Source organism: Embleya sp. NPDC025285, from assembly GCF_055558835.1.
The window spans coordinates 366,877-377,819 of record NZ_JBVHLU010000001.1 but is presented as its reverse complement, the minus strand read 5'-3'; the positions used below and the strand labels follow the sequence as shown (position 1 = coordinate 377,819).

Annotated in this window: 8 protein-coding genes; 3 read left to right on the top strand and 5 right to left on the bottom strand. The window is 71.5% G+C overall.

What is annotated here, in order from left to right:
• Window positions 1–125: 125 nt before the first annotated feature.
• The 3 genes from ACZ4FV_RS01550 to ACZ4FV_RS01540 all read right to left on the bottom strand — a co-directional run bounded on the left by ACZ4FV_RS01550 (window position 126) and on the right by ACZ4FV_RS01540 (window position 5,771).
• Window positions 126–1,013 carry a SigB/SigF/SigG family RNA polymerase sigma factor gene (locus tag ACZ4FV_RS01550; protein ID WP_395859657.1) on the bottom strand — a complete coding sequence of 296 codons (888 nt, stop codon included), beginning with the start codon at window positions 1,011–1,013 and terminating at the stop codon, window positions 126–128.
• A gap of 121 nt (window positions 1,014–1,134) precedes the next feature.
• Window positions 1,135–2,022, bottom strand: a complete 888-nt coding sequence (locus tag ACZ4FV_RS01545; protein ID WP_395859658.1) for an RNA polymerase sigma factor SigF — start codon at window positions 2,020–2,022, stop codon at window positions 1,135–1,137.
• A gap of 374 nt (window positions 2,023–2,396) precedes the next feature.
• Window positions 2,397–5,771 carry a pyruvate carboxylase gene (locus tag ACZ4FV_RS01540; RefSeq protein WP_395859659.1) on the bottom strand — a complete coding sequence of 1,125 codons (3,375 nt, stop codon included), beginning with the start codon at window positions 5,769–5,771 and terminating at the stop codon, window positions 2,397–2,399.
• A gap of 389 nt (window positions 5,772–6,160) precedes the next feature.
• Between ACZ4FV_RS01540 and ACZ4FV_RS01535 the strand changes: the two genes are divergently transcribed.
• Window positions 6,161–6,709, top strand: a complete 549-nt coding sequence (locus tag ACZ4FV_RS01535) for a DUF3558 family protein (protein WP_395859660.1) — start codon at window positions 6,161–6,163, stop codon at window positions 6,707–6,709.
• 294 nt (window positions 6,710–7,003) lie between these two features.
• Complete coding sequence (locus ACZ4FV_RS01530; protein WP_395859661.1) at window positions 7,004–7,588, top strand: sigma-70 family RNA polymerase sigma factor; 585 nt, start codon at window positions 7,004–7,006, stop codon at window positions 7,586–7,588.
• Window positions 7,589–7,629: 41 nt separating this feature from the next.
• Here the strand turns inward: ACZ4FV_RS01530 and ACZ4FV_RS01525 are convergent, their stop codons facing one another.
• Window positions 7,630–8,214: a TerD family protein gene (locus tag ACZ4FV_RS01525; protein WP_402229090.1), complete on the bottom strand. Its 585-nt coding sequence runs from the start codon at window positions 8,212–8,214 to the stop codon at window positions 7,630–7,632.
• A gap of 165 nt (window positions 8,215–8,379) precedes the next feature.
• Entirely contained in the window at window positions 8,380–9,174 is a 795-nt protein-coding gene (locus tag ACZ4FV_RS01520; RefSeq protein WP_402229092.1) for a hypothetical protein, read from the bottom strand.
• 316 nt (window positions 9,175–9,490) lie between these two features.
• On the opposite strand from ACZ4FV_RS01520, the gene ACZ4FV_RS01515 reads away from it, so the two are divergent.
• Entirely contained in the window at window positions 9,491–10,888 is a 1,398-nt protein-coding gene (locus ACZ4FV_RS01515) for an acyl-CoA synthetase (RefSeq protein ID WP_465321566.1), read from the top strand.
• The last annotated feature ends 55 nt before the right edge of the window (window positions 10,889–10,943 follow it).

Genomic DNA, 10,943 nt, shown 5'->3' with positions numbered 1-10,943 from the left:
TGGGGGTTGGGGGCGGGGGCAGTGGGAGAGGTTCTTGGGTTTCCGACCCCTTGGGGGGGTTTGTTGGGGGGGAGGGGGGGGGGGGGGGGGAGGGGGGGGGGGGGGGGGGGCCCCCCCCCCCCACCTCACACCGCGAAGCTCTCGCGTCCCGTCGTCAGGCCCTCCCGCAGCACCTTCAGGGTGTGCGTGAGCAGGCGCGAGACGTGCATCTGGGAGATGCCCAGGCGTTCGCCGATCTGGGCCTGGGTCAGGTCACCGGTGAACCGCAGCGCGAGGATGGTCCGCTCGCGCTGCGGAAGGCCGGCGATCAGCGGCTTGAGCGACTCGCGGTACTCGACCAGATCGAGCGCGTGGTCCTCCCGCCCCATCCGTTCGCCGACCGTGACGGCGTCGCCGTAGGCGGACTCGTCGAGCGAGGAGGCGCTGTACGCCGAGCACGCCGCGAGTCCCTCCGCCACCTGCGCCTCGCTCAGGTCGAGCCGCCGCGCCAACTCCGCGGCGCACGGCTCGCGGCCGAGGTCGGCGGTCAGCGCGTCGTTGGCCCGCATCAGTTCCCCCCGCAGTTCGCGCAGCCGGCGCGGTACCCGCACGGCCCAGGACGTGTCCCGGAAGAAGCGCTTGATCTCGCCCGCGATGGTGGGCATCGCGTACGCCAGGAACCCGGTCTCCCGGCCGCCGTCGTACCCGTCGATCGCCTTGATCAGGCCGATCGTGCCGACCTGGAGGATGTCCTCCATCGGCTCGACCCGGCGCCGGTAGCGTCCGGCGGCATGGCGCACGAGCGGCATGTTCAGCGCGACCAGGCATCCGCGCAGTTCGCTGTGCGTACGGGTGCCGGGTTCGGAACGGGCCAGCCGGCGCAACATGCGCTCCCCGAGGTCGCGCGCCGCCATCGGGGCCAGGCCCTCGATCAGGATCGGCTCGGCGAGCACCTCGTCGACGCTCGGGACACCCTCCCGCGCCTCCTCGGCGACGCCGTCGTGCGCGTTCCTGCGGTCGAGCCGAACGCTCATGCGCGTTCCCCTTCCCGAGTCGAGCCTACGCCTGGCGGCTTCTCGGCCCGCCGGCGAACAAACCTCCGGCTGCCACCGGGAAGGGGAACGCGCCCGGTCGGCGGACCGGGCGCGCGGGTGGTCAGCCCGGGATCATCAGCCGTTCGCGCAGCGACGCCAGGGTCCGGGCGAGAAGGCGGGACACGTGCATCTGCGAGATGCCGATCCGCTCACCGATCTGCGCCTGGGTCAGGTTGCCGTAGAACCGCATGACCAGGATGGCGCGCTCGCGCTGCGGCAGTTCGGCCAACAGCGGGCGCAGTGCCTCGCGGTACTCGACCAGATCGAGCGCGTGGTCCTCGGAGCCGAGCCGGTCGCCGACCGTCTCCTGACCGTCCGCGTCGCCGTAGGCGGTCTCGTCGAGTGAGGTCGCGGTGTACACCGTGCAGGCGTCCAGTCCTTCGAGCACCTCCTCCTCGGTGATGCACAACCGCTCGGAGAGTTCGCGCGGCGTGGGTGTGCGGCCGTGTAGCGCGGTCAGTTCGTCGGTGGCGCGCAGCAGTTCGGTGCGCAGTTCGCGCAGCCGGCGCGGCACCCGCACGGACCAGGAGGTGTCCCGGAAGAAGCGCTTGATCTCGCCGATGATGGTCGGCATCGCGTAGGCCATGAAGCTGCTGCCGCGATCCGCCTCGTAGCGGTCGATCGCCTTGATCAGGCCGATCGTGCCGACCTGGACGATGTCCTCGACCGGCTCACCGCGACGCCGGTAGCGCCCGGCGGCGTGCCGGACCATCGGCAGGTTCAGCTCGACGAGCAGTCCGCGCAGATACGAGTGGTCCACGGTGCCCGGTTCCAGCGTGGCGAGCCGGGCGAGCATCAGATCGCCCGCCGCCCGGGCCATCGGCGTGGGCAGCCGGGTGACCAGGTGCGGGTGGGCCAGCAGGTCGTCCAGATCGACGGTCGGTGGTGGCGGGGGTGCGGCGGCGCGGGGTTCCGCGGTCGTGTCGAGGGTGCTCAGGCGCACGGCCATGCAGGGTCTCCCAATCCGGATGGATGGACACCGATAACCCCGAGCGACATCGAGTCTGTGACCTGAAGCACAGGAAGATCAAGAGCCCTCCGGGGGTACGTCCTGACGTCAGGATCGCGACATGCGGCCCCACCTCGGGAAACGACGGACCGACGAAACGGAAAAAACGAGCGAAAGCAGCCCATACGGCGCAGTGAAATCGGACATGAGGCAATCAAACGTCTGCCAAACGTGTCCGAAAAGCGCCACGAACCACCACCCGAATGCTCGGGTGGTGGTTCGTGTGGTTCGGGCCGATCGGGAAAACGATCGAGTTGGTCCGGATTCGATCGGCTTCGACCCGCTCGGATCGCTCCGCCGCGGACCCCGCCGGGTCAGCCCAGTTCGAGCAGCAGGTCGCCGGCCTCGACCGAGGACACCGCACCGATCGCCAACCGGGCCACGGTGCCCGCGCTCTGCGCGGTGATCGACGCCTCCATCTTCATCGCCTCGATGGTCGCCACCGTGCCGCCGGCCTCGACCTCGTCGCCCACGGCCACCTGGAGGGTGACCACACCGCTGAACGGCGCGGCCACGTGCTTCGGGTTATCGGGGTTGGCCCGCTCGCTCTCCGGACGGGCCGGCTTGACCGAGCGGTCGCGCACCGAGAGCACCCGCGGCTGGCCGTTCATCCGGCAGTACACGGTGCGGAAGCCGCGCTCGTCGGCGTCGCCGACCGCCTCGACCGCGAGGTAGAGCGAGACCCCCGTGGACAACTTGATGGCCAATTCCTCGCCCTGGACCAGGCCGTACAGGAACGGCACGGTCGGCACCGCGGAGACGTCGCCGTACAGCCGCTCGGCCTCGTCGTAGTCCTTGGCCGGGCCGGGGAACAGCAGTCGGTTGAGCGTGTCGCGCAGTTCGTCGCCGTCCAGCGCGGCGTCCTGCTCCGGGGTCAGCTCCACGGTGCGCGTCGCGCTCGCGGTGCGGCCCGCGAGGGCGCGGGTGCGGAACGGCTCGGGCCAGCCGCCGGGCGGGGTGCCCAACTCGCCCTGGAGGAAGCCGATCACCGAGTCCGGCACGTCGAACGCGCCGGGGTCGGCCTCGAACTTGGCCGGGTCGGCGCCCACCGCGCTCAGGTGCAGCGCGAGGTCGCCGACCACCTTGCTGGACGGGGTGACCTTGACGATGTTGCCCAGGATCCGGTTCGACGCCGCGTAGGCGTCCTCGATGTCCTCGAACTTGTGGCCCAGGCCCAGCGCGATGGCCTGCTGGCGCAGGTTGGAGAGCTGGCCGCCGGGGATCTCGTGCCGGTAGACCCGGCCGGTGGGCGCGGGCAGGCCGGACTCGAACGGCGCGTACGCCTCGCGCACCGCCGCCCAGTAGGGCTCCAGCGCGCACAGCGCGTCCAGGGACAGGCCGGTGGCGCGCTCGGTGTAGTCGGTCGCGGCCACGATCGCGGACAGCGGCGGCTGGCTGGTGGTCCCGGCCAGCGCGGCCGAGGCGCCGTCGATCGCGTCGACCCCGGCCTCGACGGCGGCGAGGTAGGTGGCCAACTGGCCGCCGGCGGTGTCGTGGGTGTGCAGGTGCACCGGGAGGTCGAAGCGCTCGCGCAGCGCCCCGATCAGGGTGCGGGCGGCGGGTGCCCGGAGCAGGCCGGCCATGTCCTTGACGCACAACACGTGCACGCCGGCCTCGACCAGCTGCTCGGCGAGCCGCAGGTAGTAGTCCAGCGTGTACAACTTCTCGGCCGGGTTGGACAGGTCGCCGGTGTAGCACAGCGTGCCCTCGGCGATCGCGTGCGTGCCGAGGGTGGCCTCGATCGCCGGACGCATCGCCTCGATGTCGTTGAGCGCGTCGAAGATGCGGAACACGTCGATACCGGTGCGGGCGGCCTCCTCGACGAAGCGCACGCACACCTTGTCGGGGTACGGCGTGTACCCGACGGTGTTGCGACCGCGCAGCAACATCTGGATGTTGAGGTTGGGCATGCCCTCGCGCAGCGCCGCCAGGCGGTGCCACGGGTCCTCCTTGAGGAAGCGCAGCGCGACGTCGTAGGTCGCCCCGCCCCACGCCTCGACGCTCAGCAGCTGCGGCGTCATCCGCGCGACGTAGGGCGCCGCGGCGGCCAGGTCGTAGGTGCGCACCCGGGTCGCCAGCAGCGACTGGTGCGCGTCGCGGAAGGTGGTGTCGGTGATCGCCAGCGCGCTCTGCTCGCGCAGCGCCCGGGCGAAACCGGCCGCGCCCAGCTCCAGGAGCCGGTCCCGGCTGCCCTTGGGCAGGTCGCCGGTGGGCAGCTCGGGCAGCTTGGTGCGCGGGACGGCGATGCTCGGTGTCGGGCCGTACGGGCGGTTGACGGTGACGTCGGCCAGGTAGGCCAGCAGCCGGGTGCCGCGGTCGGCACCCGGGCGGGAGCGGACCAGTTCGGGGTGCTCGTCGATGAACGACGTGGTGATCCGGCCCTGGCGGAAGGCCGGGTCGTCGAGCACGGCCTGCAGGAACGGGATGTTGGTCGCGACGCCGCGGATGCGGAACTCGGCCACCGCGCGCCGGGCCCGGTTGACCGCGTCGCCGAAGGTCCGGCCCCGGCAGGTCAGCTTGACCAGCATCGAGTCGAAGTAGGGCAGCACCTCGGCGCCGGTGTAGGTACCGCCGTCCAGGCGCACGCCCGCGCCGCCGGGCGAGCGGTAGGCGGACACGGTGCCGGTGTCCGGGCGGAAGTCGGCCGCGGGGTCCTCGGTGGTGATCCGGCACTGCAGTGCCGCGCCCTGGATCCGGATCTCGCTCTGCACCAGCCCGAGATCGGTCAGGCTCGCGCCGGAGGCGACCCGCAACTGGGCCTGCACCAGGTCGACTCCGGTGATCTCCTCGGTGACCGTGTGCTCGACCTGGATGCGCGGGTTCATCTCGATGAACACGTACCGGCCGCGCTCGTCGAGCAGAAACTCCACGGTGCCCGCGTTGCGGTAGCCCACGGCCTCCGCGAAGCGCACCGCGTCGGCGCAGATCCGGTCCCGCAGTTCCGGGTCCAGGTTGGGCGCGGGCGCGATCTCGACGACCTTCTGGTGCCGCCGCTGCATCGAGCAGTCCCGCTCGTACAGGTGCACGACGCCGCCGTCGGCGCCGGCCAGGATCTGTACCTCGATGTGGCGGGGGCGGATCACCGCCTCCTCCAGGAAGACGGTGGGGTCGCCGAAGGCGGTCTGCGCCTCGCGCATCGCGGTCTCGATCGAGGAGCGCAGGTCCTCGCGGCGGTCCACCTTGCGCAGCCCTCGGCCACCACCGCCGGCGGCGGCCTTGACGAAGATCGGGAAGCCGATCGTGTCCGCGGCGGCCACCAGCGCGTCCACGTCGTCCTGCGGCGGCGCGGTCTGCAGCGTGGGCAGCCCGGCGCCCTTCGCGGCCTCGAGCGCGCGCACCTTGTTGCCCGCGAGCGAGAGCACCTCGGCCGAGGGGCCGACGAAGGTGATCCCGTTGGCCTCGCACGCCTCGGCGAGCAGCGGGTTCTCGGACAGGAAGCCGTAGCCGGGGTAGATCGCGTCGGCACCGCACGCGATCGCCGCGCCGACGATGGTGTCGACGTCGAGGTAGGCGCGCAGCGGATGGCCCCGCTCGCCGATCTCGTAACTCTCGTCCGCCTTCTGGCGATGCAGCGAGTGCCGGTCCTCGTACGCGTAGACGGCGACCGTGGTGATGTCGAGCTCGGTGGCGGCGCGCAGGGCGCGCACGGCGATTTCGCCTCGGTTGGCCACCAACAGCTTACGGATCACGAGCTACGTACCTCCTTGCCCGGGGTGTCCGGGTGCGGGGGAAATCGGACGGGTGCCTCGGGACGACAGAGTGCCGTGCCCTTGGTGGGGCGACGGCATCGGGGTCGAACCTGCGTGACTTTAGGACACGTGTGCAGGTGCCCCGCAGGCCCGGTCCACATGCCGGGCACATCGGACCAGACCGAATTCCCGGCCCCACCTGCGAATTCCGGGTTCGTCGGGGGTGGTGTGAGCTTGATCGCAGCCCGCATCGCGAGACGCGACGGCATTGTCGCGCCGCTCGCGAGCCGCGACGATCTGTGCGGGACCGCACCGCGGGCCGGGAAATGTCGGATCATGCCGGGAGCCGGGGAACGTGCCGGGGGGACGAGCCGGGAATGGGGAGCGCCGTGAGGGTTCGGATGGGCGTGGTGGTCGCGGTCGCGGCCGTCGTGCTGCCGGTGGCCGCGTGCAACGACGACGGCGGCACGAAGGCGGACGGCGCGAAGAGCCCGAGCCCGACCGCGGGCGGCGCCGGCGCGGGCGGCGATTTGCGGGCGGTGGACGCGTGTGGGGTGCTCACCGCCGAGCAGGTCTCGCAGGCGCTGGCGATGCCGGGGCTGCGGGCCGCGCAGAATCCGCTGGGCTGCGACTACGCGGCGGCCGACGGGGCTCCGGTGATCAGCACGATCGCGACCCGCTCGAAGACCTCGGGCGGCGTGGACAAGGCACTGGACGCCTACCTGGGCACGCTGGGCGACACCCGGACCGAGAAGGTGCCGGGCCTGGGCGACGCGGCGGTGTACGTACAGCCCGACACGATCGGTGGCGTATTGGTGATCGCGGCCCGTCGCGGCGACGAGACGGCGGTGTTCTCGCTCAACGCGGGCGGCGGCGACCCGCCGCCGACCAAGGACCAGTTGGTCACGCTGGCGAAGCTCGCGGTGGCCAAGCTGTGACGCGCCCATCACCGTGAGCATAGGGCTCCGAGCCGGACCGGGGAACACCATGGTCGACACAGCGTGAACGGATCCCGACCTTCCGTGATCGCGGTGTGCCCCGATCGCTCTCTATCGCGCCGATCTCGCACGCAGTTCGGTCCGCACACCGATTTCGCACCGATGAGGGACCAATGGCCCGGCTGTTTCCCGCATCGGCGGGAACATGATGGGCAGGGGAGATTTACATACCCGGGCGCGGTGGGGACCGACAGGCGCCGACGGGTCCGTGCATCGTGTAGCGGGAGCGACGACTTGACTGATCTCCTGACCACCCCCGGACCGGGGCGCGAACGCTTCGAGCGTGACGCCGTGCCGTTCCTGGACCCGCTCTACCCGGCCGCGCTGCGGATGACCCGCAACGCCTCGGACGCCGAGGACCTGGTCCAGGAGACGTTCACGAAGGCGTACGCGTCCTTCCATCAGTTCCGCGACGGAACGAACCTGAAGGCCTGGTTGTACCGGATCCTCACCAACACCTTCATCACCTCCTACCGCCGGAAGCAGCGGCAGCCGGTGGCGTCGGGCGTGCAGGAGATCGAGGACTGGCAGCTCTACCGGGCCGGAACACACGAGTCGACCGGTCTGCGGTCGGCGGAGACCGAGGCGTTGGACCACCTGCCGGACTCGCAGGTGGTGGCCGCACTGCGGGACCTGCCCGAGGAGTTCCGGGTCGCGGTGTACCTGGCCGATGTGGAGGGCTATCCGTACAAGGACATAGCCGCGTTCATGGGCGTCCCGCTCGGCACGGTGATGTCGCGCCTGCACCGCGGTCGGCGGCGGCTGCGCGAGGCGTTGGCGGACTACGCGCGCGAGCGCGGGCTCGTCGTCGCGGCGTAGTCCGCGGTCGCCTGTGGCGGGGTGTCCCGCCGAGGCGACGCCTACAGGTACTTCTGGACCTCGGGCAGCAGGTCGCCGAACGTGTTGCCCTTGGCCGAGCGGCCGATCGCGGTCAGCACCCAGCCCTCGCCGCCGCGCGCGAGCTTGACCATGATCTGCGCGTTGTCGTGCGAGTCGGTGGTGGAGAGTTCGTAGCGCACGAGTTCGCTCTCGTCGCGCTCGTCCACCAGCCGGCAGAACGCGTTGGCGACCCGGGAGAAGTCGTCGCTGGAGAACGCGCTGACCGTGAAGACCAGCGCCGTCACCCGCAGCGGCAGCGCGGCGAGGTCCACGATGATCGACTCGTCGTCCCCCTCGCCGGCCCCGGTGGTGTTGTCCCCGGTGTGCGTGACCGCGCCGTCCTTGGAGACCAACTGCCTGGACCACACGGTGTCCACGAGATGGTGATCGGCGTCGAACAGCAGACACGACGCGTCCAGGTCGACGCCGGTGAGCGCCTGCAGCCCCGGGCGCAGCCCCTCGTGCTTGATCGGGTCCCAGCCCAGTCCCATCCGGACCCGGGCGACCGAACCGGCCTCGCCCTTGCCGATGCTGACGCGCTCTCCCTGTGCGAGAACGACCGTCATCGCAACTCCCCTCCGCGGTGGTTCCCCGATGCCGCGCCTCGTCGACGGACGCGGCGCGTTGACGCAGAGCATCCTAGGGTGTGCCTTCGATCCCCCGTCGTGGGCTCCGAGGCGGGCGGGGGTGGGTCGGCGGGGGTGTGACGGCCTTCGGCGTCGGGCGGGCGGTCAGGCCGTGCTGCCCGGGCGGGGCGTGCCCGACGAGCTCGTGCGGTCGGGGATCTCGATCACGTCGGCCGCCGGCGGCACGGTCACCTTGACCGGGATGTCGAAGTCGCCGTAGCTGATCGACCCGCTGTTGGTCGAACTCTTGGACACGATCAGCACCGGGTAGGGCTTGCCGCCCTGGGCCTCGATGTAGACCTTGCCGCTGTTGCTCCCGGGCGGACCGGTGAGCGGGATCATCCTGCGGTCGTCGATCGTCTCGATGGGCAGCTTGACGCCGTCCTCGGGGAAGTTCTTCAGGGCCGCGCCGGGGTCGGCGACGGTGGTGATGCTGCGGACGCCGCGCAGTTTCTCGCTGTTGACGTCGCCCTTGAGCCATTTGCCGGCGAGCAGCTTGGCGGCGAGTTCGCCGTCCACGGTGCCGACCAGCGAGCGGTACGCCCGCTCGTCGCCCTTGACGTACATGTCGGAGCCGACCCGGCGCACTTCCAGCCGGACGTCGTTCTGCTGGATGGTGCCCTGGAAGTCCTCGCTGCCCCGGTCCACGCGCAGGTCGAGCCGCATCGCCTTGCCGTCGGAGACGATGTCCGCCACCACGTGCACGGTCTTGAGACCGGACGCGGACTGCTTTGCCCGGCGCGCCAGTTCGCCGACGTCGAGGTCCTCGTTGCGGACGTTCTCGTCCAGGCCGGAACCCGCGGACTCGGTCACCGGATCGGTCGGCGACGTCTTCTCGATGGTCGACAGCGGACTCTCGGCGGTTCCGCACGCGGTGAGCGCGCCAAGCGATACGCACACCGCCGCAACGGCCGAGATCCTCAGTGTCCTCGCGCGATTTCGACGCACAACCACTCCTTGCTCCACCGATTGTCCTGCCCCTGGGACGGCCCGACCCCCCAGCCGGTTCCCCCGCCCCGCTCACTCCCACGCTATGCGCCGACCCACCCGTTGTCCCGGGGGAATCCCTGGACTCGCGACGCGGGACGGCCCGCCGTGGACCGTGCCGCGCGGCGCGGGGGTGCCGGGGCGGGTCGCGGGTTCGGGCGACGGCGCCTGACCCGGGTTCGCGCGCACTAGCATCGGCGGGTCGGTTGTCGTGGCTGGAGGTCGGTTCGTGTCTGCTCTCGTCTCGCTTGACTCACCCGTGCCGGATCGGTTCGACGCGGTCACGGTGGCCGGGGAGGCGATGTCACGCGAGGCGTTGTTCGGGGCCGCGACGGCGTTGGCGGATCGCATCGCGGGCGCGCCGGCCGTCGCGCTGCGGGCGGACGCGAGTTCGGCCACCGTGGTGGCCACACTGGCCGGCCTGATCGCGGGCGTCCCGGTGGTCCCGGTTCCGCCGGACTCGGGTCCGCTGGAGCGCACACACATCCTGTCCGACTCGGGCGCGGTACTGCTGCTCGCGCCGGGCCCGTGGACCGACACCGGGTTGCCGACCATGCCGGTCGACCTCACCGCGCGCTCGGCGAGCACACACCGGGAGCCGGCTCCGGACACGACCGCGCTGATCCTGTACACGAGCGGCACCACGGGTCCGCCGAAGGGCGTGCTGATCCCGCACGCGGCGATCGCGGCCGGCCTGGACGGGCTCGCCGAAGCGTGGGCGTGGACGGCGGACGACGTCCTGGTCCACGGCCTGCCGCTGTTCCACGTGCACGGTCTCGTGCTGGGCGTACTCGGCGCGCTGCGCGTCGGCTCGCGGGTGGTGCACACCGGCCGGCCCACGCCGGCGGCGTACGCACAGGCCGGCGGGAGCATGTACTTCGGCGTGCCCACGGTGTGGTCGCGGGTCACGCGGGACGAGGACTCGGCACGCGCGCTCGCCGGCGCGCGGCTGCTGGTGTCCGGGAGCGCGCCACTGCCCGTGCCGGTGTTCGAGCGGCTGACCGAACTCACCGGGCATCGGCCGATCGAGCGGTACGGCATGACCGAGACGCTGATCACGGTCAGCACTCGGGCGGACGGCGAGCGCCGGCCCGGCTTCGTGGGATTGCCGATCGCGGGCGTGCGCACCCGACTGGTCGGCGAGGACGGGTCGGCGTGTCCGTACGACGGCGAAACGGTCGGCGAGTTGCAGATCGATTCGCCGACCCTGTTCCAGGGCTACCTGAACCGCCCCGACGCCACCGCCGAGACGCTGACCCCGGACGGCTGGTTCCGCACCGGCGACGTCGCGGTGATCGACGCCGAGGGCCGGCATCGCATCGTCGGCCGGGCGAGCACCGACCTGATCAAGACCGGCGGCTACCGGGTCGGCGCGGGCGAGGTGGAGGCTTCCCTGCTGGCCCACCCGGCCGTGCACGAGGCGGCGGTGATCGGCGTCGCGCACCCCGATCTGGGCCAGGAGATCGTCGCCTTCGTGGTCTCCGGCGCCGAGGTGACGGAGCGTCAGCTCATTGACCACGTCGCGTCCGGACTGTCCGTCCACAAGCGCCCCAGGCGCGTGGTCTTCGTCACCGACCTGCCCCGCAACGCCATGGGCAAGGTCCAGAAGAAACTTCTGACGGACTGACGGGTCACCGGGTGGCGGTTTGGGTCCGGGTGGGCCCGGCGAGGTCGAGTGCGAT

Excerpts from the sequence above, each read along its gene's own strand:
- ACZ4FV_RS01550 (WP_395859657.1), bottom strand. The coding sequence starts at position 1,013 with ATGAGCGTTCGGCTCGACCGCAGGAACGCGCACGACGGCGTCGCCGAG.
- ACZ4FV_RS01545 (WP_395859658.1), bottom strand. The coding sequence starts at position 2,022 with ATGGCCGTGCGCCTGAGCACCCTCGACACGACCGCGGAACCCCGCGCC.
- ACZ4FV_RS01525 (WP_402229090.1), bottom strand. The coding sequence starts at position 8,214 with ATGACGGTCGTTCTCGCACAGGGAGAGCGCGTCAGCATCGGCAAGGGC.